The organism is Mesorhizobium sp. BR1-1-13, from assembly GCF_020165515.1.
Lineage (GTDB): Bacteria > Pseudomonadota > Alphaproteobacteria > Rhizobiales > Rhizobiaceae > Mesorhizobium.
In genome coordinates, this window is the sequence record NZ_JAIUIH010000017.1 from 38515 (window position 1) to 62213 (window position 23699).

Consider the following 23699-nt stretch of genomic DNA (forward strand, 5'->3'; position numbering starts at 1 on the left):
TTTCATGTCGATCATCGCCCGCAACAAGAACAGCAAGCCCCGCCTGACCGTGAAGGATCTGGCGCGCGATCTCGGCATGTCTGTTTCGACCGTATCCAGGGCCTTTCACGCCGATGCCGTGATCGCCAAGGATACGCGGGACCTGGTGCTGAACCGTGCGAGGGAGATCGGCTATTCGCCGAACCCTTTCGCGCGCAGCCTCATCACCAAGAAGACGCGTATCGTGGGTATCGTCGTCGCGGACATCAAGAACCCGTTCTATCCGGAAGTGCTGACGCGGCTGACCACCGCCCTTCGCGCCATCGATATGAATGTGATGCTCGTCGCCGCCGACCAGTCCGGAGACGTCGACCAGGCGCTACGCCTGCTGCTCAACTACCAGCCAGATCTTGCCATCATCCTGGCGGCCACCTTGTCTTCGGCGGCCGCGCAGGAATGCCGTAGGGCCGGCACTCCGGTGATCTTTTTCAACCGGCTCTCGGCCGACGACCACGCGTTCGGCATTTCCTGCGACAACATACGCGGCGGCCGCAGCATCGCCGACTATCTCGTCGATACCGGCCACCGGCGCCTGGCCTACATCGCCGCCTTGCCCGATGCCTCCACCAATGTCGCGCGCCACAGGGGCTTCAGCGAACGCGCCGTCGAGCGCGGCCTCGCCGCGCCGGCGGTTATCGAGGCAGGCCAGTTCAGCTATCATGCCGGCTACGAAGCGGCGCGCAAGCTGCGTGAGCTGAGAGAGGTTCCCGACGGTGTTTTCTGCGCCAACGATATTCTCGCCATCGGCTTTCTCGACGGCGTGCGGCGAGAGCTGGCCCTCGGCGTGCCGGACGACATTTCGATCGTCGGCTTCGACGATATCGAGATGGCCCACTGGCCCTCACACGGGCTGACGACCGTCCGGCAGCCCATAGACCAGATGCTCGAGGCCACGGTCAGCCTGGCGAAGGAATTGAGCACGAATTCCGGCCGGGAGCCGATCGTCCAACTAATCCCGCCCGGTGCGGTGATCGAGCGCGCGACGACGCGAAAAAGGCACCATGGCTGATATCTCCGGAAAGCGCTTCTTCGAGCGGGCGGTAAGCGTCCACCGTTATGACTGCGAGGTCGTCGCGGCGCCCCATGTCTCTGTCACCGGAAGCGAGGAACCCGTCGCGGCCGTCAACGATGCCGCGTTGGCCGACGAAGCCATCGTCCGCTACGTCGTGGCAACCCGCCCCGTCTACGAAGGCCTGCGCCGGCTGATCGGCCAACTCGCAGGCCTGCTGGTCCTGGCTCAGGCCGGCGGACGCCGCGACGTGCTCGACCTGCCTGACATCCCGGCGGCCCGCGAACGGTGGACGGAGGTGGAGCAGCGGCTGGGCGCCTTGCAGGCGCCGCACACGCTCGAAAGCCATTGCGCGCGTCTGCGGGCCGCTCATGCAACGCTGGGCGAGGTCTTGGACGATTTCGGTTCGGCCCGACTGCGGCGCGACTGGCAGCAGGGGCTCGATCGGGCCGGGGAGAGGATCAAACGCGCCTATGCCGGGCTGCAGGCGGCGTCGGAATCGCGGGCCGGTATGACGCCGGTCGATTTCAATCACGCCTGCTGCAGCTGTGCGCAGCGTTGGCGACAACAGGGAGGAAGCAATGGGCCAATATTCGATCTGGGTGCTTGAGTACAGCTATGTCAGCAACTACCACAAGAGCGGCGTGCTCTACGGCGCCCACAACCAGGGTTACGTCAAGCTTCCTTACTGCTACGCGCTGATCAAGGGCAAGGGTCGCGTCGCGATGGTCGATGTCGGCTACAACAACAAGGACTACGGCAAGCATCTGGCCGACAAATTTGGCGTCGAGAACTGGCACTCGCCCGAGGCCGTTCTTGGCGAAATCGGCCTCTCACCAAAGAGCGTCGACACGGTTTTCGTCACGCACGCGCATTTCGACCATTTCGGCAATGTCGAGGACTTCCCGAATGCGACCTTCTACATCCAGGAGAGGGAGATCGCGAAGTGGGTCTGGGCGATGTCGCTGCCGGATCGCATGCGCTGGATGAACGTAGCCGTCGACCCCGGCGACATCGTGCGCGGCGTCGACCTGGCCCGTCAGAAGCGGTTGGTGACGATCGACGGAGCGAAACAGGACGTCCTGCCCGACATCGATCTCCATGCCGCCTTTGACAGCCATACTTACGGATCGATGTGGGTCACCATACGCAACGGCAAGGACGACACTTGGGTGCTGGCTGGCGATCTGGTCTACGTCTTCGACAACATCGAGGGTTCGGGAGCTGCCGTCGACATCGAGACGCTCTACGTTCCGGTGGGGCTTGCGGTCGGCAGCCAGACCAATCTCGTTCTCGCCACCGAGGAGATGATGAAGCAGGTGGGCCACGAGGCACGGCGGGTCATTCCCATCCACGAAGAGCGGTTGAAGGACCGGTTCCCATCCCGCATCACTCAGGATGGCCTGCGGATCACCGAAATTTGCCTCGCGGACGGCGAGACGTCGCGGGTGCAATGATGGATGCAATCCGCAAGGTCGCCATTGTCGGTGCCGGACTGGTCGGCCGTGGCTGGGCGATCGTCTTCGCCCGGGCCGGCCATGATGTGACTATCTATGACGGCAATGTCGAGATCCGCGCCGCGGTGCTCGACAAGATCCGGGCTAGTCTTGCCGACATGCAAGAGGCCGGCCTGGTAGATGCCGTCGATGCAGTCATGCGGCGGCTGAACGTTGTCGATACGCTGGAGGGCGCGGTAGCGGACCACGACTACATCCAGGAGTCGGTGCTGGAAGTGCGCGACATCAAGGAGGCGGTCTGTCTGGAGATTGACCGAGCGATGCGGCCCGACGCGGTCGTAGGCAGCTCCAGTTCCGGCATTCCCGCCTCGGCCTTCACCGGGTCCTGTGCCAACCGCCGGCGTTTTCTTGTCGCTCATCCCGTCAATCCACCGCATTTGATCCCGTTGGTGGAACTGGTCCCGGCGCCCTGGACCGACGCGGAGGCCGTTGCGTGGCTGCGGGTGCAAATGGAGGCCGTGGGGCAGGCGGCCGTCATCGTGCGCAAGGAAATCGAAGGGTTCGTCCTCAACCGGCTCCAGGGGGCATTGCTGAACGAAGCCTGGGCCCTGCTCGAGGAGGGCGTGGCAAGTGCCGCCGATATCGATCTTGCGGTGTCGCGTGGGCTCGGCTACCGGTGGTCCTTCATGGGGCCTTTCGAGACGATCGATCTGAATGCGCCCGGCGGGATCGCAGACTACGCGAGACGTCTGGGACCGCTCTACCATTCGATCGCCCTCGCCAGGCGCGATCCGGCCCCCTGGTCGGAAGGGCTGATTGCCAAGGCCGAGGAAGCGCGCCGCGAAAAGTTGTCAGCATCCCAACTCGCCGAACGCAGCGCCTGGCGCGACCGCAATCTCATGGCGCTGGCCTCCCATAAGCGACGCACCGGGATTTGACACTCAGGAGACGGCCATGACAGGCACACTCACGGGCAAGGTCGCCCTGGTCACCGGAGCAACCGGCGGTATCGGCGCGCGGATCGTATCCAGGCTTGCTGCGGAAGGGGCTTCGGTTGCCATCGGCTACAACCGTTCGCGGCAGGCAGCCGACGATCTGGTTTCGTCACTGGCGCCCGGCGGTCACTTTGTCGCCGAGGCGACCGTGACGGACAGCGATTGCCTCGCGCGCCTTGCCGGTCAGATCGAGAAAAGCGTTGGCCGGCTGGATGTCCTGGTCAATTGCGCCGGGACAACCCGCTTCGTGCCACACCCGGACCTCGACAGCCTGGACGACGAATTGATCGACCGCATCTTCAGCGTCAACGTGCGCGGTGTGATTGCTGCGACGCGGGCCATGCGGCCGCTTCTCGACCGCACCGGCAGCGGGGTTGTTGTCAACATCTCATCGATCGCAGGGGTCACCGCCATGGGAAGCAACGTCGCCTATTGCGCGTCGAAAGCCGCTGTCGACAATTTGACCAAGTCGCTGGCGCGTGCCCTGGCCCCGAGAATCAGGGTCGTGTCGGTCTCGCCCGGCGTCGTCGACACCGACTTCATCAAGGGCCGTGACGAATCCTGGCGGGACGAACAGGCAAACCGGACGCCGCTGGGGCGACTGGGCACGCCCGACGATGTCGCCGAGGCCGTTTTGGCGGCCGCAACTCACCTTCGTTTCGTGACCGGCGTTATCATTCCGGTCGACGGCGGTCGGCCCCTGGCCTAGAGCCCGGGACCAGGATCAGATCGAACGGACCTCGTTTCGCCATGATCGATCTGCGGGCAAGAAGTGCCTGCTGATTGGTCTAATCCTCCAGCAGATAGCCTGTCCGGTGGGCCAGAGGCTTTTGGCCCACCACCTTGGCAATGACCTGATTGGCGGCGACGAGTTTCTTCAGCCTTCGCGTCACCACGAGCCCGTCGGTGCGCGCCCGCACGGTCACGCGCGCGTCGTGACCGAGGGAGGAAGGCATGACGATGTCCGCGATCGGCTGTCCACAAGTGACGCGTTCACCCAGTTCGGCGCGGTAGACGATGACACCGAAAGCGGGCGTGCGAACCACATCGCACGCGTCGAAGCCGGTGATCTCGCAAAGCGCAGCGGGCGGCAGGCCCGCTTCCCCCGCGACATAGCCGCGGCGGCGAAGCACGTTGAGCAAGGCGGAAGCGTCAGCCGACGCCATCTCATCACTGATGTCGATGAAGCCGCGCAGTTCCACCGTCGCGGCGAGGCAGCCGATCGGGATCACCTTATCGGGAAGGGCAGCCGCAAGCCTGATCCAAGGCTCGACGCTTGCTTCGGCGAAGGTTGAGCCGCCCGACGAACCCTGTGAGAAAACCGCCCGGCAACCGAGTTCCCGCGCAAGGTCGGACAATGCGGCCGAGATCTCGGGCCGCACGAACAGATGCATCAGCCCTTCGTCGTCGCAGTGCAGATCCAGCACAAGGTCGGAATCGAAAGCCTCGCGTGCCAAGGCGGTGTAAAGGGAATCGACAGGCTGCCCTGCGCCGCGTTCGTCGAGAATTTCGCGGATCGTGCTGCGGACGAGCACCGTGTTGTCGTCGGCGCTGCTTCCGAGCCGATCGGCAAGTCGGATGGTCAATTCGCCGGCGACATCAGGCCATTTGCGGTTGAAGTTCCGGCCGCTGGCCAGATCGTAACGCCCCAGATGATCGCCATTGACGAACTGCGCCAGGCCGAGCGGGTTGGCGTAGGGAACGACGACGATCTGGCCCCGGATTTCGCCGCGCGCGTCGGCGGCGTCAAGCTGCTCGACCAGATGGTGCAATACCAGCAGCCCTGGCGCTTCGTCGGCATGCAGCGCGGCATGTATATAGGCTTTCGGGCGCGCGTCGGCGGCACCATACCGGATGATGCGCACGCTGTGTTGGGTGCCCGGCGTGCCGTTGGCAAGAGGAACATCGAGGATTTCACGAGACATTGGTGGCTCCGGCGAGCGCACGTTCCGATAGCGGGAAGTGGCAATTGAAGACATGGCGGGGATCTTCCCGGTCGGCTGCCCGGGACGGGAAGACGCTTTTGCAGATGCCCTGCGCATAGCGGCAGCGGGTGTGGAACTCGCAGCCCGTTGGGCGCGTCATCAGGCTCGGCACCTCGCCGCTGAGCTCGACCCTGTCGAGCACGGCGTCCGGGTCGGGTTCCGGATTGGCCGACAGCAGCGCCTCCGTATAGGGGTGGCGCGGCTGCGCGAATATCCGCTCAGTCGAGCCGACCTCGATGAAGCGGCCGAGATACATGATCGCCATGCGATCGGTCATGTGGCGCACGACATTGAGATTATGCGTGATGATGAGAATGGCGATGCCGAGTTCGCCCTGCAAGCGTCCAAGCAGATTGAGGACTTCACCCTGAACGGACACGTCCAGTCCCGCAGTCGGCTCGTCGGCGATGATAAGATCGGGTTGCAATGCAAGGGCCCGCGCCACGCCGACGCGCCGCGCCTGGCCTCCGGAAAGCTGGTGTGGATATCGCCGCCCGAAGTCGGCGGGCAGGCCGACCATGTTGAGCAGGCGTTCCGCTTCGGCGGCGGGGTCGCGGTCGGTAACGTCGTGAATGCGGAAAGGCTCCATCAGCAGCGAGCGTACAGTGAGCCGCGGCGACAGCGATCCAACCGGATCCTGGAACATCATCGCCATGCGCCGAAGATGCGGCTTGCGCTCCGTCGGGGCGAGGCCGTTCAGTACCTGACCATCGAAGCGTATCGTGCCGCTCATCGGCGGCCGGAGGCCCATAATGGCGCGGGCGATGGTGGATTTTCCCGAACCGCTTTCGCCGACGAGGCCGAGCGTTTCGCCCTTGCGGATCTCGAAGGAGACACCGCAGACGGCATCCACGAACGGGTTCTTAACGCCGCTGGCGAGCGCCTTCAGCGGGCCCATGGTGCGGAAGCGTACGCGAAGATCCTCGACGGAAAGGAGGGGGCTCATGCCGGCACCACCAGGGTGTCGTCGAGACGATGGCAGCGTGCGGTGTGCGTTGCGCCGATAGCGCACGGGACGGGACTGTCATCCACGCACCGGGTAAAAACTTGCGGGCAGCGCCGACGGAAGATGCAACCCGCCTGGGTACCGAGGAGGCTCGGCACCTCGCCCGGGATCGTCGGCAACTGGCGAGTGCGTTTCCTGATGCGTCCGGGATCACATTCGAGCAGCGCACGCGTATAGGGATGCCCCGGTTGGCGGAAGATGTCGCGCACGGTGCCGTATTCGACCACCTCGCCCGCATACATGACCGCCACCCGGTCGCAGAGCTCGGCGACGGCGCCGAGGTGGTGAGAGACGAACAGGATCGAGCAGCCGATCTCCTTTTGCAGCTCTTTCAACAGATGGATGATCTGCACCTCCAGCGTCGCGTCGAGCGCTGTGGTCGGTTCGTCCGCGATGAGCAGCGCCGGCTTCACCAGCAGCGCCATGGCGATGCAGATACGCTGGCGCATGCCGCCGGAAAACTCGTGCGGATAGCCGCCGATGCGGCTCTCCGGGTCCGGAATGCCGACCCGATGGAGCATGTGCAGCGCACGCTGGCGCTTGGTCCGGTGCGACCCGCCCTCGTGATGCTGGATATCGATCATCTGGCTTTCGATGCTGCGAACCGGGTTCAATGCCGTCATCGGGTCCTGGAAGATCATCGACATGCGGTTGCCGAGCAAGCCGCGCCGCTCCGCCGGAGCCATGCCGAGCAGGTCGCGCCCCTCGAACAGGATGGCGCCGTTCACCATCTCGGCATTTTCCGCCAGCAGCCCCATCACGGCATAGGCGAGCGTCGATTTGCCCGAACCGCTTTCGCCGACGATGCCGACCACTTCGCCCGCCGGCACATCGATATGGATATCGCGCAGTGCATGGGCGCGACCGCGCGGCGTGCCAAAATCGAGAGACAGACCACGGATCGCCAGGAGCGGGTCGCGGTTTGGAGAATGTCCTGCCTGAGCGCCGGGGTTCATAGGTCTTTCCGAAGCTTGGGGTCGAAAATGTCGCGCAGCGCCTCGCCGAGGAAAGTGAAGCCCAGCGTGGTTATGACGATCGGGATGCCGCCGGCGATCACCAGCCACACCGTTTTGTGGATATAGCCATAGCCGTCACTGAGGATGGTTCCCCAGTCCGGCGTCGGCGGACGGACACCCATGCCTAGGAAGCTCATGCCGGCCTCCAGCGTGATGACCAGCGGAACATCCATGCTGACCAGGATCAGCAGCGGCCCGATCACATTGGGCAGCACGTGCACGGCAAGGATGCGCACGATGCCGGCGCCCATGGCGCGCTCCGCAGTGATGAACTCGCTCTCGCGCAGTGCGTGGGCCTGCGTGCGCACCACGCGCGCATAGATCGGCACAGACGTGATCGCGACGACGAAGATGACGCTGGCAAGGCTCGGCCCGAGCAGCGTCACCACTGCCAACGCGAAGATGATGACCGGAAAGGAGCGGATCGTGTCGAAGACCAGCAGCAGCAGATTGTCCAGCCAGCGTGGACCGAAGGCGGCGATGAGGCCGAGCACAAGCCCTGCGCTGAGCGAGGCGCCCAACGAGACGAAGGCGACGAGCAGCGCGATCCTTCCGCCCATGACGACCCGCGAGAAGACATCGCGTCCCAACTGATCGGTGCCGAGAAGAAAATGCAAAGAGGGCGGCGCCAGCCGGGGCCCGACCATTATCTTGATCGGATCGTAAGGCACGATCCAAGTGGCGAAGACCGCGGTCACCACCATCAGCACGACCAGCACGGCGCCCATCATGCCGAGCGGAGACTTGCGCAATTGCCGCAGGAACATGGCAGCCGCGCCCGGCCCGCTGCGTTCATCGACCGCCTCGCGAATGAGTTGAACTTCGGACACGCTACAAATTCTCACGGATTCTTGGATCGAGCGCCGCGTTGACGAGGTCGGCGAGCGTCGTGGAGATGACGAACAGAACGGTGGTGACGAGGACCGTGCCCATGACGATCGGATAGTTGCGCGAATCCACCGCCTTGACGATCAGAGCACCGATGCCGGGCCGGGCGAAGACCACCTCGACGAAAACGGCCGCCGAGAGCAGGTGCGCCATGCCGACGCCGATGATCGTCACTGTCGGCAGGATCGCGAGCGGCAGCGCGTAGCGCGCCACGATGCGCCGCTCCGAAAGGCCGAAGGAGCGCGCCATGCGAATGTGGTTCTCGCCAAGAATCTCCAGCATGGAGGCGCGCACGATGCGCGAGATGTAGCCCACCCAGCCGATCCCGACGACGAAGGCTGGAAGGATGAGATGGACGAACCCGTCGCGGAAGCCTGAGCCGGCGCCGATGGCCGGCAGCCAGCGCAGGCCGACCGAGAAGATCAACAGCGCATAGATCGCCATGACGAAGGACGGGATGGCGATGGTTCCGACCGCGAATACACCCACGACCTTGTCGATCACGGAGTTGCGGCGCAGCGCCGAATAGCAGCCGAGCGGCACACCGACGATAACGGCCCAGGCGATCGAAACCAGGATCAGTTCGATCGTGTAGGGCAATTGCTCGAAAACGATGGCCGCGACAGGGCGCTGGGTAAAGACATCGGTGCCGAGATTACCATGCAGCAGCCCCCCGAAGAATGAGACGATCTGCACGGGCAGCGGCTTGTCGAGGCCCATTTCCTCGTGCAATTGCGCCTTCAGTTCCGGCGTCGCACGCGGCCCGAGCAGGACCGCGGCGGGATCGCCGGGAACGGCCTGGATCATCAGGAACAGCAGCGTAACGGCAACGACGACGATTGCCGCCGCCAGCACGATACGCTTGCCAAGATATAACCACATGTTCTGACTCAGCCTGTCCCGGCGACCGCGTCAGAGCGGTTCAGCGTTCGATTGAATCGCCGACCCGCTCTAACCCTTTGTTTTTTGCAGTTCCGGATGGAAAACCGGGACGCATTTTTCCTGGAATTTGCCCCTAAGCCGATTTCGGCTCAAAGCCGAGATAGAGCGGCCGCCCGTCTGGGCGGGTCTCGGCCTCGAGTTGCGTCGTCCGGTACATGATCGGCGAGCCTTCATGGGTGAGGAACCGGTAGGAGCCGGAATCTTCCATGATGTCCTGCATCTCATAGTACATCTTGGCCCGTTCCTGCGGGTCTTCGACAGTCACCGCCTTGGCATTGAGTTCGTCGAAGCGCTCGCTGCGGAAGCGCTCCCAGTTCCACACACCGACCTGGTCGCGCACGAAAAAGGTGGTGGCGTAATAGGGGTCCGGCACCATCGAGAAACGCTGCACGATCAGCTGCATGTCCTTCCAGCGTTCGCCTTCCGATTCCATGCCGATGGTCCAGAACGAACCGGAATCCTGAACATTGACCTCGACCATGATGCCGATCTGCGACAGCTGCGCCTGGACCATTTCCGCGATCGTGGAGAAGGTGGTCACGTTGAGCGCGTCGATGGTGAGGCTGAGTTCGGTGATGCCGGCCTTCTCCAGATACTGCTTCGCCTTTTCGAGATCGCCCTCCGGCGGCACCAGCGCTTTTTCCCGGTGTCCCACCAAGCCCGGAGCGATGAGGCCGGTGGCGACCTGGGCCTGGCCTGAATAGGCCGCGTCCATGATCTGCGGCACATTGATGGCCCATTGAATCGCCTTGCGGACATTAACGTCCTTCAGCTTCGGATGGTCCGAGTTCATGCCGATATAGACATAGTAGAGCGAAGGCTTTTCTTCGATCTTGGTGTTTTCGGGCGGGCTGTCCTTCAACGTCGCCAGCGAATCGAGGCTGAAATCGGTGAAGTCGATGTCGCCGGCCTGATAGGCGCGCTCGGCGGTCTTGATATCGCTCATCGGCAGGATATGAATTTCGTCGAAGCCCGGCCTGGGGCCTTTCCATTCGGGATTGCGGGTCAACAGGACGAGCTGGTTCGGCTTCCAGTCCGACAGCACGTAGGGACCTGAATAGCAGGGCGGCTTCATGCCGAAATCGCCGCCGTCGGCAACTGCCCTCGTCACCGCTTTTTTCGAGACGATGTGGCCGCAACCATAGGGAAGAGTGATGTTCCAGAGCGGCACGAACGGCGTCTTGAGCACGATCACGCCCGTATGGTCGTCCTCGATCTCGATGCGGTCAAGCGGGCCCCAGTCGCCCTTGACCGGAGAATTGTGCTGGATGACGCGCTCGAACGAGAACTTCACGTCCTCGGCGGTCATTTCGCCAAATCCGCCAGTGAAGTTGATGCCCTTCTTCAGGCGGAAGCGGATGTGCGTCGGATCGATCTGCTCGACGGATTCGGCGGCTTCGAGTTCCCAGCCCCACTCCGAACCCGGTTTATAGCGCGTAAGCTTGGTGTAGATGCAGTTCATGACGTCGACATTGTACGCGTTCTGGTAGAAGCCAGGATCGAGCTTGTCGATATCGGAATAGGCGCGGGCCTTGAGCACCTTGCCTTCGGCCGCCCATACGGCTTGCGACAAGGGCAGGCCGGACGCGATGATCCCCGCGCCGAGGCCGGCGCCGGCCTGCAGGAAATGCCTGCGATTCAATTTCATTTCATTCACGATTTCGTTCCCCTTTCAACTGAGCGGGTTTCCCGGCGATTGCCGGGATCCCTCCTTTTTGGTACCGCGCCGCCTGATGGGCCGCGAGTTCGGACGGCGCATTCTTCAATTCAGCCGGCAGGCCGGTCAATTTCGCTGCCGACGCAGATGTGAGCGAGATTAGCGTCAGTTCGCGAATGTCACAGCAGGCGACGCTCTATCGCCTCGGTCCATTTCTGTTCGTGGACAAGCTCGTCGCCTTCCCATGCCTCGAGATGCGCCTCGACGTGGAAGTGCGATGGCGTCGCGGTCATGGTCGTTTCGGTCACCGAACGCATGCGCCAATCAGCGCGCGAAAACTCGAACTCCCATTTCGCCTCGGCCCGGGCCGACCCGAAATCGTCGCTGCGGAAGGAATAGCGTTCGCGGCCGAGCGAGGTGATGGTTAGGTCGTTGTCGACGATGCGATAGGTGCCGGCGCCTTCGTCGATCTCAACGACGGTCGAAGCGACTGCCAGATTCTCGGTGATCGTCCAACCCTTTTGCGCCTTTGAGATCGTCTCCACCCGTAAGGGTGGCGCCCCTTCGGGTTCGGCAAAAGGTGCCGGTGCCGGATCTCCGGCGCCTCCGACACGGACCGGAAGTTCAAGGCGGCAATCCGCCGGATGGACGGTGAGCGTGACCGGCTCGGGCGAAGGCCAAGCGATCGGGAAGTAATTTGTCGAGATGGCAAGGCGTATGCGGTGCCCCGCGCTGAAGCGCTGTGCTACGTGCTTGAAGGGGACAGAGGCGCGGTAGCGCCTTGCCGGTTCGAGCGGTTCGGGCCTCTCATGGCTATCGCGATGCGTCAGGTTCAAAAGGCCGTAGCTGACGCGCGTCGTCGCGCCATCGGGGGCGACATCCGAAAGACGGACGGCCACCATGGCGACGGGCCTGTCGCTTTCGAAGACAAGATCGAGCATTGCATCGCCGGCGATCTCAACATCGTGCGCCAGCTCTTGCGTCTCATAGACCAGACTGCCGGCATCGTCGCCGCGCTGGTCAGCCGGCTGGTCGCCGGGCGCGGCATAGGAGCACCATTTGCCGCCGCGCAGGCCAACCGACAAGGGCGAGCGGATCGTCTGCGTTCCGGCCGCATCGTCTGCCCGACGCATGGACAGGCGCCCGTTGCCGGAAAGGAAGAAGGACTGCCGCTCGATGTTCGGCGATGGCCATGCCGGCTCCGCGACCCAGCGTCCGCCCCGCGTCTCGTAGGAAGTTTGCGGCGAGGCGCTATCCTGCATGAACAAGCGCAGCATCGGCTCGTCCATGATGCCGGTGTCACGGCCCTTCAGCCACTGATCCCACCAGCGGACGCATTCCTGCAGAAAGCCGATGGCAGGACCAGGCTTGCCGATATGGGGATAAGTGTGCGCCCATGGCCCGACCAGCCCCTTGCGCGGGCCCTGCAGCTTTTCCATCAGGCGGAAGACCGAGCGGCAATAACCATCGGCCCAACCGCTGACGGCGTAGACCGGGCAGGTGATCGCGCCGAAATCCTCGCAGACCGAACCGTGTTTCCAGAACTTGTCGCGGTGCTGGTGCTCCAGCCAGTTCTTCAGCCATAGCCCGCTTTCCTTTAGCCGGCTGTGCCACAAAGCGCGCCAATTGTCCGGCTTGTTGTGTGGGTCGGGCGGCAGCGTGTTGCGCCCGAACATGATCGCCGCCCAGGAGAGATTGTCGATGAGCAGCGTGCCACCCATGTGGTGGACATCGTCGGCGTAGCGGTCGTCCGTCGAGGCGCAACTGATCACCGCCTTCAGCGCCGGCGGCCGCATGGCGGCGATCTGCAATCCGTTGAAGCCGCCCCAGGAGATGCCGATCATGCCGACGTTGCCGTCGCACCAGGGCTGGGCGGCCAGCCATTGGATGACCGAGCAGCCGTCGTCCAGCTCCTGCTGAAGGTACTCGTCGAGCATCAGCCCTTCGGAATCGCCGGTTCCACGCAGGTCGACGCGCACAACGGCGTAACCGTGGCCGGCCACGTAGGGGTGCATGACGACATCACGCGCGGCGGTCAGATCGTTCTTGCGATAGGGAATGTATTCCAGGATAGCCGGCACCGGCTTTTGTTCGGCACCCTCGGGAAGCCACATGCGCGCCGCAAGCCGGCAGCCGTCCGGCATCGGAATCTCGAAATGGTCGACCGAGCGGATCGGATGGGGGAAGTTGGACACTGTGCGCATGACGAGGCCTCTGTTGGAGAGCGCCACTTTGGGCAAATCGGCGGTGCCGCACAATTTCGCGACCCTTCGCGACTTGACACTGTTCTAGCGTCAGTATGCATTAGGTCATGCAGACCGAACCGCTTCCCCAGAACCTCGCCTTCCTGTGCAGCTATTATCCGTCGATCGCCGCCGTGTGCCGGCGCCTGCAGATCAACCGCCAGCAGTTCAACAAATATCTGAGCGGCCAGACCTGGCCGTCCCGCCGCAACATGCGCAAGATCTGCGATTTCTTCGGCGTGAGCGAAGGCGAGCTTTTGATGGACCAGCAGCGCTTTGCCGAGATCGTCGGCCTGCGCCGCCGCCCGCTCGGCGTCCACGCGCCGTCGGACATGCTGGTGCATATGGAGCAGCTCTATCAGCGTTCCGGCGATCTCGGGCGCTATGTCGGCTACTATTTCCGCTATTTCTACTCGTTCGGCTATGCCGGCAAGATCATCAAATGCCTGGTCGTGATCTATGAAAAGGAAGGCCGCTATTTCTGGAAATGCATGGAACGGCTCGTCCATTTCGGCAAATATGGCGTGAAGACCTCGAAATATTCGGCCGCCCTGCTGCTGCTCGGCGATCGCATATTCGCGCTCGAATCCGAAACCCTGCTCAAGACCAGCATCACCCAAGTGATCCTCTATCCGAGCTACCAGACGAGCGTCGCCTATCTGGTCGGCATCCAGACGGGCATGCCCCTTTTACGGGGGCGGAGACCCGCAGCCTCGGTCGTGCTTCTGGAATATCTCGGCCGCTCCGTCGACCAGCGCAAGGCGCTGCAGGCCTGCGGCCTGTTCGACGAAAATGACCCCGCCATCGATGCCGGCATCCGCGCCATGATCACCAACCGCATCCCCACTGGGACATTCGTGCTCGAGACGGAAGAGGTGTAGACGTTCCTCGCAACGCGACCCGCCATCTGCGGGCCTGTCCAACCCGTTCGGCACGAGGTTGTCACCCATAAACTGCTACCCATGTCTCCGGGCCGTACACAGGTGAGAGATGGTAGCGGGAGAGGGACTTGAACCCCCGACCCCAGGATTATGATTCCCGTGCTCTAACCAACTGAGCTACCCCGCCAGGGCGGCGAAAGGCCCGAAATCCGCCTTAAATCGCAAGGCATTTCGAGGCGTTCGCCAAGGTCGCGCGGATATAAGGTTGGGAGGGTGAGCCTGTCAAGCTTCGAACCGCTCGGCAGGGGCGCTTATTCTCGCTGCCGAAAAGCTTTGCCGCGCCGATAATTGGTTGCAGCCGCCGGGGTTGAGTTCGAAGAGGCACGTCGCTATGTCTCGGCCACGAGTTTTTAGAGTTTGAGAACAGATGAAGCCGCGCATTGCAGTCCTCGGTTGCGGATACTGGGGCTCCAACCACATCCGCACCCTCAAGGCGCTCGGCGCGCTGCACGCGGTCTCCGACGCCAACCGTGCCCGCGCCGAAGGCTTTGCCAGCGAACAGGACTGCCTCGCGATCGAACCGGACCAGTTGTTCGTCCGCAACGACATCGACGCCATCGTCATGGCGCTGCCGCCGCAATTTCATGCCGAGATGGCGGTGCGCGCCACCGAAAGCGGCAAGGACGTGCTGGTGGAGAAGCCGATCGCGTTGACGGTTGCCGATGCCGAGCGCTCGGTGCAGGCGGCGAAGGACAAGGGCCGCGTCTTCATGGTCGGCCACGTCTTGCGTTTCCATCCCGCCTTCGAGACGCTGAAGGCGCTCATCGAAAAGGGCGAGCTCGGCGAGGTCCGCTACATCCATTCGCACCGGCTCGGCCTCGGCAAATTCCACACCGAGAACGATGCGCTATGGGACCTGGCGCCGCATGACCTGTCGATGATCCTGGCCATCACCGGCACCGAACCGATCGAGGTGCGCGGCGAAGGGGCGGCGCTGCTCGACAATCTCAGCGACTTTGCGCATCTGCACATGCGCTTTCCCAACGGTTTGCGCAGCCATCTCTTCGCCTCGCGGCTGAACCCTTACCGCGAACGGCGGCTGACCGTGGTCGGCACCAAGGCGATGGCTGTCTTCGACGATGTCGAACCATGGGAGCGCAAGCTCGCCGTCTATCGCCACGCGGTCTGGCAGGACAGCGGCCAATGGGCGTTCACCACCAATGAGCCCTCCTATGTCGCGGTTGGCCAAGGCATGCCGCTGACGCGCGAACTCGAGCACTTCATCCATTGCATCGAAACGCGGGCCGAACCGCGCACCAGCGGCGAGGAGGCGATCCGGGTGCTGCGCATCCTGACCGCGGGTACGGTCACGCACACCAAATCCAATCCCTGAAGAAGGCCGGGCCGCGTCGCGGCGGAGAGATCGTTGCCTACTCGGCGGGAACCTGCGCCGGTGACGCGGCAAGCCGGCTCAACATCGCCTCGGCCTCGGCGCCGCGCTCGGAGCGTTCGATGAAGCCGCCGCCGAACACGCGGGCCTCGTTGCCGTCGTCGGAATAGAGCACACAAGCCTGTCCAGGCGCGATACCGGACTCGCCATCGGCCAATTCGACCGATGTGACGCCCGCCTCGTGACGCAGCATCGCCGGGCGTGGCGGCCTGGTCGAGCGGACCTTGGCGAACAGTTCCAGCCCGCCCGCGGGCATGTCGGCCAGCGCGCCGTCACCAAGCCAGTTCATGTTGCGCAGGTAGATCTTGTGCGTCTCCAGCGCCTCGCGCGGCCCGACCACGACACGGGCGCGCTCGGCGTCGAGATGGACGACATAGAGCGGCTCGCCGGAGGCCACGCCGATGCCGCGGCGCTGGCCGATGGTGTAGCGCAGAATGCCTTCATGGCGGCCGAGCACCCGGCCGTCGATATGGACGATGTCACCCGGATTGGCGGCCGTCGGCTTCAGCTTGGCAATGATGTCGGAATATTTGCCCTGGGGCACGAAGCAGATGTCCTGGCTGTCCTGCTTGGCGGCTACCGTCAGGCCCATCTCCTCGGCAATGGCGCGAACCTGCGGCTTCGGCAGGCCGCCGAGCGGAAAGCGCAGATAATCGATCTGCGCCTGCGTGGTGGCGAAGAGGAAATAACTCTGGTCGCGATCGGCGTCGACCGGCCTGTAGAGCGCGCGATGGGCGCCATTGGCGCCGGAGCGAATGTAGTGGCCCGTGGCCAGCGCGTCGGCGCCGAGATCCTTGGCGGTGGCCAGCAGATCAGCGAACTTCACCGTCTGGTTGCAGGAAACGCAAGGGATCGGCGTCTCGCCGGCGACATAGCTCTCAGCGAAGGGATCGATGACCGCCTTGCGGAAGCGCTCTTCGTAGTCGAGCACATAATGCGGAATGCCGAGCGTCTCGGAAACGCGGCGGGCGTCATCGATATCCTGCCCGGCACAGCAGGACCCGGCCCGGTGCGTCGCGGCGCCATGATCGTAAAGCTGCAAGGTGACGCCGACGACATCATAACCCTCGCGCTTCAAGAGACCCGCGACGACGGACGAATCGACGCCGCCCGACATGGCGACGACGATACGGGTGTTTTCGGGACGTCCGGGGAGATCGAGGCTGTTCATGGTTCTTTCGTTCTGCGCGGCGCTTGCATGCCAATGACGCGAATATAGGTCAAGCTTGGCGGCTGCGCCAGCTTGCGGGACCGATCGGCGGGCAACTGCCGGCCCGGTGACCGCGCAGATTTTTCGAGCGAATCCGGAACTTCCCGGCAGATATTTCAAATGTTTGCGAAAAGACTAACGCGGCGTTCATGATCATTACCTAGCTGTTAGGGTCTGCTTAGGCAATTTTTAAAGCTGTGGCGGTAACGTGGTGGGGATTGGGTCTTTGAGTTTTTTGTAGAGAGTACGATGACCGATCTGGTTAGACCGCGAGTCAAATATGTTATCGGGCCTGACGGCAGCCCTCTCACAATTGCCGATCTGCCGCCGACGAATACACGTCGCTGGGTTATCCGGCGCAAGGCGGAAGTGGTTGCAGCGGTGCGCGGCGGGCTTTTGAGCCTCGAAGAGGCATGCCAGCGCTACAAGCTGACCACCGAGGAGTTCCTGTCCTGGCAGGCCTCGATCGACGAATACGGCCTCGCCGGGCTGCGCACGACGCGCATCCAGCAATACCGGCACTGACGCTCAACAATCTGCAAAGGGCGCGAAATTCGCGCCCTTTTGGTTTCTTGACAGCATTTGCGCGTTTCAGACCGTCAGCACCACCTTGCCGACCGGCTTGCTGGCGAGGAAAGCGTGCGCGGCGCCGGCCTGTTCGAGCGGGAAGGTCTTTGCCACATGCACGGTAAGCTTTCCCGCATCGATGAGCCTGCCAAGTTCCAGAAGGCCTTCGCGGTCGGGAACAACGGACATGCGTTCGACGCGGATGCTTCGCGCCTTGGCATCCGCCCTGGTCTTGTCGCTGACGTCGAGCAGTGACACCAGCACGCCGCCGTTCCTGAGCACCTTCAACGATTGATGGGCGTGCTCGCCGCCCACCGTCTCGAACACCAGGTCGATGTCCTTCGCCACGTCGGTAAAATCATCCTTGGTGTAGTCGATGACTTCGTCGGCGCCGAGCTTGCGGACGAAATCCAACTTTTCCGTGCTGGCGGTGGCGGCAACCCAGGCACCGCCCGCCTTGGCGACCTGCACCGCCAGATGGCCGACGCCGCCGGCCCGGCGTGAACCAGCACGCGCTGGCCGGCTTTCAGCGCGCCATGACGCACGAGAACTTGCCAGGCGGTGAGGCCCGGCCAGCGGCAATGCGCCTGCCTGGATGTAATCGGCGTGCGCGGGCTTGCGCGCGATTCATCGGCGGGCACGGCGGCCAGTTCAGCATAGGCTGCCGCCTGCTTTGGGAAGCGCGACATGCCGAACACCGCGTCACCTGGATTCAGGCCGCTGACACCAGGCCCCCGCGCCTCGACGGTTCCTGAAAGGTCCCAGCCGAGGATGAAGGGTGGTTCGCTGAGCAGCGGGTAATAGCCGGCGCGCACGGCGCCATCGACCGGATTGATGCCGGCCGCCTTGATGCGAACCAGCACTTCGCCGGCGTTGGGCGAGGGCGCCGGGCGCTGCGCAAAGGCCGGCAGCGCAATGGCGAGCTTGCCCGCAGGCTCGAAGGCGTCACGCCGAAGATGCTGACGCAGACGTTGCGCGTGCTCGAGCGCGACGGCCTGGTGCGGCGCGAGGTGTTTGCGGTCGTCCCGCCTCGGGTCGAATATGAATTGATCGAACTTGGCCAGAATCTGGCGGGATTGCTCAACCAGATCAGATCCTGGTCGGAACAACACGTTCCCGACATCAAGAAGGCCCGGGCGCGGGCTGCGGCCGTGAATGAAGGGGAGTGGGCCGTTTAGCGCTCGCCCAATGCGTTGCGTGCCCGCTTGGACGTGCTCAAAGATGCGGATATCGGGCGGTTCAGCCGATCATCGCGCTACGACCGCCGGTTTCGGCCTCGCGAATCTTGGTGTCGCGCGATTCGAGCATTTCCGCCTTGGAAAGCTCCGCTTCAGCTTCGCCGAGTAATGATTCGGCGGCGCTTCGCTGCTGGGCGAGGTCGCCTTGCGAATTTCTGAGGTTGTCGCGGCGCAAACGGGCCGCCTTGGCGAAGGTCGGATAGGCGAAATGATTGATGTCGGTGATACCGGCCTTCTTTTCCTCGGCGCTGATCTGAAGCTCCAGCTCGGCGGCCATGCGTTCGAATTCGGCGATCATCATGTCGAGCTGCAGCAGCTGCCGCCGCTTCTCATTCACCTGAAACTGTTTCAGCCGAACGAGGTTTTCACGTGACTTCATGATTCGGTACTCCCGGAAACGCACACCTGCACATATCGTCCAAACCACTTGGAAAGGCCCAAGCGCTGCCCGTGTCCACCGGCTTTCCCCGCCCTATGGGAAACAAAACCCTAAAGTTTTTTGCCGACGGTAACCATTCGTTTACGGGCATTGTTAATCATACGGGTCAGGACTTAAGGCCGGGTAAAAATCCAGCTGACGACATGGAAGCGAGGTCGATGAGTCCCTGGAGTCACTTAGTCCAGGTTTTTAATGTGTTGCATTAGCAGTTTGGCCCTGTGATTCATTATTAAATTCAAGAGGGTGTAGAAAGTGGTTAAAAAATCTGGTACCGTCATCGACGTGGAATTAGGTTTTGTTAACCATTCCATGGCAGCCTCTGCACCAGGCAATCACTGCTCCGGTCCCGGACGGGTCGCAAGATGGTCCGGCAGCAGAAAAGGGGAATGAAATGCGTGTTCTGCTGATAGAAGATGACAGTGCAACCGCACAAAGCATCGAGCTGATGCTGAAATCGGAAAGCTTCAATGTCTATACGACCGACCTCGGCGAAGAGGGTGTCGATCTGGGCAAGCTCTACGACTACGACATCATCCTTCTCGACCTCAACCTGCCCGATATGTCCGGCTACGAGGTCTTGAGAACGCTTCGTCTTTCCAAGGTCAAGACGCCGATCCTCATCCTTTCCGGCATGGCCGGCATCGAGGACAAGGTGCGCGGCCTCGGCTTCGGCGCAGACGATTACATGACCAAGCCGTTCCACAAGGACGAGCTGGTGGCGCGCATCCACGCCATCGTGCGCCGTTCGAAGGGACATGCCCAATCGGTCATCACCACCGGCGACCTGGTGGTCAATCTCGATGCCAAGACTGTCGAAGTCGGCGGTCAGCGCGTGCACCTTACCGGCAAGGAATACCAGATGCTGGAGCTGCTCTCCCTGCGCAAGGGCACCACGCTCACCAAGGAAATGTTCCTCAACCACCTCTATGGCGGCATGGACGAGCCGGAACTGAAGATCATCGACGTCTTCATCTGCAAGCTGCGCAAGAAGCTCGATGCCGCGTCCGGCGGCCAGAATTATATCGAGACGGTCTGGGGCCGCGGCTATGTGCTGCGTGAACCGGAAGACATCCGCGTCAGCGCCTGAGCGACGGCCGCCCGATTGAAATTCCAAACAAAAACCCGGCGTCAGCCGGGTTTTTGCGTCATAGACCGGTGGTAACCGCGATCCGACGGATCAGGCAGCGATCTTCAGGGTGCGAAAGCGCTCGAGTAGCTGCGGGCGGTTGAACGGCTTCAACAGATAGCCTTGGGCGCCGGCGCGCTTGGCTCGCATGATCGAGGCGATGTCCAGTTCGACCAGCGAGATCAGGATCTGCGGCTTGGTCGGGCTTTCCATGGCGCGCACGCGCCGGATCAGGTCGACCGCCTGTACATCCGGCAGTGCACCGTCGACGACGATGATATCAGGCATATCGGCGGCGCACATCTCCAGCGCGTCAAGCCCGCTGGAGGCTTCGATGACCATCATATCGGAACCGCCCAGGATGCGCTTCGCAACTTTCCTGATGACGCTAGAATCGTCGACGAACATGCAGCGTTTCATTTCCGGGTCCTCTTTGCCTTGTGGCAATCCGGTCGCGTCGGGTATCTGCGGCACAGCATAGACCGATCTGGTAAAGAAGCCGAAAAGCCATTAGGTAAAATTTTTGCAAAGATGCCGGTTTGCAAGCTTTTTCTTGCAGATGCTTTGGCTCGCGCTGTCAGGCGAAGTCATCTTTCGCCCGCAGGTCCATTCAACCAATATTACAGCGCTGAAATACTTCGCTGCTGGTTTGCGCGAATCTCAAGCCGCCGAAAGCACAATCTCTTCCGCGGTCGCATGGATCGATATCGTCATATTGGCCTCCCGCGCCAGAAGCAGCGTATAGTAAGGCTGCACCGAATGCGCGTCGATCGGTTCTTCCGGCTTGTGGCCGGAATGCAGTTCGAGGAATTTCGGCGGCACCCGCAACATGGGGCCGCTCGCCGAAAGCGCGAAGCGAGGCTCGGTCTCGAGATTCTCCAGCGTCACCGAAAGCTTGCCGCCGCGTGGAATGGCGGCGTTGGCGACCAGGATCAGGTTGAGCAGCAGCTTGACCTTGTTCTTGGGCAACAGTGCACGGGTTCCATTCCAGGTGAGTTCCGGCTTCTCGTTCTTGAGGAAGGCGATAGCGACGGCTTCGGCATCGCCGGTGTCGATCAGCATGCCGGCGGAACCAGCCGCGCCGAAGGCGATGCGGGCGAACTGCAGGCGCGCCGAGGCGTTGCGGGCGCTCTGGCGGATCAGCTTCATGGCGTCCTCGTCGGCGCCGCCTTCATCGAGCAGTTCAAGCCCGTTGTTGATCGCGCCGACAGGCGAGATGATGTCGTGGCAGACCCGGCTGCACAAAAGTGCCGCCAGATCGGGTGCGGAAAGGGTGAAAAGATCGGACATCGGCGAAAATCCCTGCAAAATCCCATAAATCATGGCCGCGCGATCGATCGTCGCCTGCCCACACGAATCACGCTCTCTTCCCAGGCTTCTGAATACACAGCGCCCGTGCGTGCAGCAACAAACCCAAAATCGCCGTTGGGGCCTATGGCGCGTTCACGCAGGCTGCTTGCCTGTATGAACGACCCCAACAGCCTTCGAACCGCCATCTTCATGTGCGAGTTTAATGGTTGAAAAAGGATTACGGCATAGTTTGCCCCTAACAGCCATCCTTAACGGCCGCCTAAAGAGCCGTACGGGTGCGAGGCGTCGGCGAAAGTGCTCCCTGACGGAGATTGGAAGCATGTTTTCCCGATTCTACGGCCGGAGTTTTCTCCGTGTCCTCTCAATGGCGATCACGCTGATGGGCGTTCTCGTCTTCTCGACATCGGCCCTGCGGGCCCAGGAGTACACCGCTCAGGAGATTGTCGATTCCGGTCACAAGTTCTTCGGCGCGACATCGGGCGGCCTTGCCACAGTCGTGGAGAAGATTTTTGCTTCCTATGGCTTGCCCAATGGTTATCTGCTTGGCGAGGAAGGATCCGGCGCGCTCATCGGCGGCCTGACCTATGGCGAAGGCACGCTCTACACCAAGAATGCCGGCGACGATAAAGTGTTCTGGCAAGGCCCGTCGCTCGGCTGGGATTTCGGCGGCGAGGGATCGCGGGTGATGATGCTCGTCTATAATCTCGATGACGTCGGCAATCTCTACAACCGTTATGGCGGCGTCGCCGGCTCGGCCTATGTGGTGGCGGGTGTCGGATTCAACGTGCTGAAGAACAACAATGTGCTGCTGGTGCCGATCCGCACCGGCGTCGGCGCCCGGCTTGGCGTCAATCTCGGCTACCTGAAGCTTACCGAACGGGCGACGTGGAATCCGTTCTGACCCGAGGTCACGGCCGGAATGTGTATACGCTTTCGATGAGAATCCAGATCCGATGACCCATATGCGCCGCGGCGAGCCCTTGCCGCAGCGCCGGATTTCCGTCATGCCAACAGAGTAACGGTCAAAGGTCGCGACCGGCTTTTGATCCTCGCATTGTTGCATGTCGGCGCGCGATAACGGATAGTCACTTGGTTCAGTCGGTCCTGTTCTTTGCTCTCGGCTTTCTCTGCGCCGGCTTTCTGGCGCTGATGGTGGCTCCGGCCATCTGGCGGCGGGCGGTCGCCCTGACGCGCAAACGCATCGAAGCCTCGATCCCGCTGACGCAAGCCGAAATCGGGGCCGACAAGGATCGGATCCGGGCGGAGTTCGCCATGGCGACGCGCCGCCTCGAGATGAACGTCAAGGCGCTGCGCGAGAAGTCGACCGAGCAACTCATCGAGATCAATCGCGGCCGCGAGGCCCTGAAGGGGCTGGCGGTGGAGCGCATGGACAAGAACCAGGTGCTCGATGAACTGGCCGCCAAGAACGCGGCGCTGCACCAGCGCGAGGATGAACTGCACCGGCTGTCCGAGCGGCTCAAGGAGACCGAACGCAAACTGGAGAAACGCGCGCTTGAGCTTGAGAAGCTGGAACGCATGTATGACGACGCCAGCTTCTCCTCCAGCAGCCGCCAGATCGAACTCGTGGCGCGCGAATCCGAGTTGCAGAAGCTCGCCAGCGATATCGCGCTGCTGCGCGGCCAGCGCAAGGAGGCGGACAGGCGCAACCAGGAGATCGCGGCCGAAAGCAAGGCCGCGCGTGAGGCGCTGAAGGCCGAGAGGAAAAAAACCGCCGAACTGGACAAGAAAGTCGAACGGCTGCTCGCCACGCTTGCCGACCGAGAGGAGAAGCTCGAACGCCGCGAGAAAGATCTGGCGCGGCAGCGCGAAAAAGCGAAGGCTGAGGACGGCGCGTCGGCCTTGCGGTTGATCGGCGGGCAGGTACAGGCGGACAGGCGCGACGACGTCGAAAAGGCGATCGCCAGGCTCGACGCCGACCGTGAGCGGCTGGAGGCCAGACTGACGGCGCTGGCACGCGAGAACAAGCGGCTGAAGGCGGATCTGTCCGCCGCCGAGGCCGCCAGCCCGCAGGGCGATACACGCCAAGCAAGTTCCATGTTGCGCGAACAGATGAATGACCTGGCGGCGGAAGTCGTCAACTTGACAGCCAAGCTCGAAGGGCCGGGGTCGCCGATCGCCAAGGCGCTGGAGGCGCAGCAGGATGCGCGTCCGAACAGCGGCGGCCCCAGCCTTGCCGACCGCGTGCGCGCGTTGCAGAAGGCGGCTGCGGCAGATTGAAT

The 23699-nt window shown here is 62.7% G+C and carries 24 protein-coding genes, 1 tRNA gene and 1 pseudogene; 12 read left to right on the forward strand and 14 right to left on the reverse strand.

Features of this window, described 5'->3' with window-relative positions; genetic code table 11:
* Nucleotides 1-4: 4 nt before the first annotated feature.
* Genes LB533_RS27670 through LB533_RS27690 form a run of 5 tightly spaced genes read left to right on the forward strand, consistent with a single transcriptional unit; the run spans nt 5 to nt 4209 of the window.
* Complete coding sequence (locus tag LB533_RS27670) at nt 5-1048, forward strand: LacI family DNA-binding transcriptional regulator (RefSeq protein ID WP_224678686.1); 1044 nt, start codon at nt 5-7, stop codon at nt 1046-1048.
* A complete protein-coding gene (locus LB533_RS27675) occupies nt 1041-1658 on the forward strand; it encodes a hypothetical protein (RefSeq protein ID WP_224678687.1) in 618 nt (205 codons plus the stop codon). The genes LB533_RS27670 and LB533_RS27675 overlap by 8 nt, the downstream gene beginning before the upstream one ends.
* Nucleotides 1630-2505, forward strand: coding sequence for an N-acyl homoserine lactonase family protein (locus LB533_RS27680; RefSeq protein WP_224678688.1), 876 nt, complete (start codon nt 1630-1632; stop codon nt 2503-2505). The genes LB533_RS27675 and LB533_RS27680 overlap by 29 nt, the downstream gene beginning before the upstream one ends.
* On the forward strand, nt 2502-3443 hold the full coding sequence (locus LB533_RS27685) for a 3-hydroxyacyl-CoA dehydrogenase (protein ID WP_224678689.1): 942 nt from the start codon (nt 2502-2504) through the stop codon (nt 3441-3443). The genes LB533_RS27680 and LB533_RS27685 overlap by 4 nt, the downstream gene beginning before the upstream one ends.
* Before the next feature lie 16 nt (nt 3444-3459).
* Nucleotides 3460-4209: an SDR family NAD(P)-dependent oxidoreductase gene (locus LB533_RS27690; RefSeq protein ID WP_140639795.1), complete on the forward strand. Its 750-nt coding sequence runs from the start codon at nt 3460-3462 to the stop codon at nt 4207-4209.
* A gap of 79 nt (nt 4210-4288) precedes the next feature.
* On the opposite strand, the gene LB533_RS27695 is transcribed toward LB533_RS27690, so the two are convergent.
* The 7 genes from LB533_RS27695 to LB533_RS27725 form a co-directional block, all read right to left on the reverse strand.
* The gene (locus tag LB533_RS27695) at nt 4289-5425 is read right to left on the reverse strand and encodes a succinylglutamate desuccinylase/aspartoacylase family protein (protein WP_181169366.1); all 1137 of its coding nucleotides are present in this window, start codon (nt 5423-5425) and stop codon (nt 4289-4291) included.
* On the reverse strand, nt 5415-6431 hold the full coding sequence (locus LB533_RS27700; protein WP_140639793.1) for an ABC transporter ATP-binding protein: 1017 nt from the start codon (nt 6429-6431) through the stop codon (nt 5415-5417). Before LB533_RS27700 ends, LB533_RS27695 begins: the two co-directional genes overlap by 11 nt.
* The gene (locus tag LB533_RS27705) at nt 6428-7447 is read right to left on the reverse strand and encodes an ABC transporter ATP-binding protein (RefSeq protein ID WP_140639792.1); all 1020 of its coding nucleotides are present in this window, start codon (nt 7445-7447) and stop codon (nt 6428-6430) included. The genes LB533_RS27700 and LB533_RS27705 overlap by 4 nt, the downstream gene beginning before the upstream one ends.
* Nucleotides 7444-8337, reverse strand: coding sequence for an ABC transporter permease (locus tag LB533_RS27710; protein ID WP_224557069.1), 894 nt, complete (start codon nt 8335-8337; stop codon nt 7444-7446). The genes LB533_RS27705 and LB533_RS27710 overlap by 4 nt, the downstream gene beginning before the upstream one ends.
* A gap of 1 nt (nt 8338) precedes the next feature.
* Nucleotides 8339-9277, reverse strand: a complete 939-nt coding sequence (locus LB533_RS27715) for an ABC transporter permease (RefSeq protein ID WP_140496109.1) — start codon at nt 9275-9277, stop codon at nt 8339-8341.
* Nucleotides 9278-9410: 133 nt separating this feature from the next.
* The gene (locus tag LB533_RS27720; RefSeq protein WP_140639791.1) at nt 9411-10985 is read right to left on the reverse strand and encodes an ABC transporter substrate-binding protein; all 1575 of its coding nucleotides are present in this window, start codon (nt 10983-10985) and stop codon (nt 9411-9413) included.
* A 188-nt stretch (nt 10986-11173) separates the two neighbouring features.
* On the reverse strand, nt 11174-13198 hold the full coding sequence (locus tag LB533_RS27725; RefSeq protein WP_224678690.1) for a CocE/NonD family hydrolase: 2025 nt from the start codon (nt 13196-13198) through the stop codon (nt 11174-11176).
* A gap of 107 nt (nt 13199-13305) precedes the next feature.
* On the opposite strand from LB533_RS27725, the gene LB533_RS27730 reads away from it, so the two are divergent.
* Complete coding sequence (locus LB533_RS27730; RefSeq protein ID WP_140639789.1) at nt 13306-14118, forward strand: helix-turn-helix domain-containing protein; 813 nt, start codon at nt 13306-13308, stop codon at nt 14116-14118.
* 110 nt (nt 14119-14228) lie between these two features.
* On the opposite strand, the gene LB533_RS27735 is transcribed toward LB533_RS27730, so the two are convergent.
* A tRNA-Met gene (locus tag LB533_RS27735) sits at nt 14229-14305 on the reverse strand.
* Between the two features lie 240 nt (nt 14306-14545).
* Between LB533_RS27735 and LB533_RS27740 the strand changes: the two genes are divergently transcribed.
* Nucleotides 14546-15511, forward strand: coding sequence for a Gfo/Idh/MocA family protein (locus LB533_RS27740; RefSeq protein ID WP_140639788.1), 966 nt, complete (start codon nt 14546-14548; stop codon nt 15509-15511).
* Nucleotides 15512-15548: 37 nt separating this feature from the next.
* Here the strand turns inward: LB533_RS27740 and mnmA are convergent, their stop codons facing one another.
* Entirely contained in the window at nt 15549-16739 is a 1191-nt protein-coding gene (gene mnmA, locus LB533_RS27745; protein WP_140496104.1) for a tRNA 2-thiouridine(34) synthase MnmA, read from the reverse strand.
* A gap of 288 nt (nt 16740-17027) precedes the next feature.
* Here mnmA and LB533_RS27750 point away from each other — a divergent pair, with 288 nt between their 5' ends.
* Nucleotides 17028-17303, forward strand: coding sequence for a DUF1153 domain-containing protein (locus tag LB533_RS27750; RefSeq protein ID WP_006203587.1), 276 nt, complete (start codon nt 17028-17030; stop codon nt 17301-17303).
* A gap of 66 nt (nt 17304-17369) precedes the next feature.
* On the opposite strand, the gene LB533_RS27755 is transcribed toward LB533_RS27750, so the two are convergent.
* The gene (locus tag LB533_RS27755) at nt 17370-17816 is read right to left on the reverse strand and encodes a zinc-binding dehydrogenase (protein ID WP_246674438.1); all 447 of its coding nucleotides are present in this window, start codon (nt 17814-17816) and stop codon (nt 17370-17372) included.
* Nucleotides 17817-18094: 278 nt separating this feature from the next.
* Nucleotides 18095-18208, reverse strand: a pseudogene (locus tag LB533_RS30075) (alcohol dehydrogenase catalytic domain-containing protein); the annotation flags it as partial.
* A 30-nt stretch (nt 18209-18238) separates the two neighbouring features.
* Between LB533_RS30075 and LB533_RS27765 the strand changes: the two are divergent.
* Complete coding sequence (locus tag LB533_RS27765; protein ID WP_224557105.1) at nt 18239-18523, forward strand: winged helix-turn-helix transcriptional regulator; 285 nt, start codon at nt 18239-18241, stop codon at nt 18521-18523.
* Nucleotides 18524-18584: 61 nt separating this feature from the next.
* On the opposite strand, the gene LB533_RS27770 is transcribed toward LB533_RS27765, so the two are convergent.
* Nucleotides 18585-18962 (reverse strand): flagellar export protein FliJ, encoded by a 378-nt coding sequence (locus tag LB533_RS27770; RefSeq protein WP_140496101.1) that lies wholly within the window; start codon nt 18960-18962, stop codon nt 18585-18587.
* Nucleotides 18963-19413: 451 nt separating this feature from the next.
* Here LB533_RS27770 and ctrA point away from each other — a divergent pair, with 451 nt between their 5' ends.
* On the forward strand, nt 19414-20109 hold the full coding sequence (ctrA, locus tag LB533_RS27775; protein ID WP_006203583.1) for a response regulator transcription factor CtrA: 696 nt from the start codon (nt 19414-19416) through the stop codon (nt 20107-20109).
* A gap of 90 nt (nt 20110-20199) precedes the next feature.
* Here ctrA and LB533_RS27780 read toward each other — a convergent pair whose 3' ends face one another.
* Both LB533_RS27780 and chpT read right to left on the reverse strand, forming a co-directional pair.
* Nucleotides 20200-20568 (reverse strand): PleD family two-component system response regulator, encoded by a 369-nt coding sequence (locus tag LB533_RS27780; protein ID WP_140639787.1) that lies wholly within the window; start codon nt 20566-20568, stop codon nt 20200-20202.
* Nucleotides 20569-20808: 240 nt separating this feature from the next.
* Nucleotides 20809-21438, reverse strand: a complete 630-nt coding sequence (chpT, locus tag LB533_RS27785; RefSeq protein WP_140639786.1) for a histidine phosphotransferase ChpT — start codon at nt 21436-21438, stop codon at nt 20809-20811.
* Between the two features lie 385 nt (nt 21439-21823).
* On the opposite strand from chpT, the gene LB533_RS27790 reads away from it, so the two are divergent.
* Both LB533_RS27790 and LB533_RS27795 read left to right on the forward strand, forming a co-directional pair.
* Entirely contained in the window at nt 21824-22360 is a 537-nt protein-coding gene (locus tag LB533_RS27790; RefSeq protein ID WP_224678697.1) for a DUF1134 domain-containing protein, read from the forward strand.
* A 188-nt stretch (nt 22361-22548) separates the two neighbouring features.
* The gene (locus LB533_RS27795) at nt 22549-23697 is read left to right on the forward strand and encodes a hypothetical protein (RefSeq protein WP_140639785.1); all 1149 of its coding nucleotides are present in this window, start codon (nt 22549-22551) and stop codon (nt 23695-23697) included.
* Nucleotides 23698-23699 lie beyond the last annotated feature (2 nt).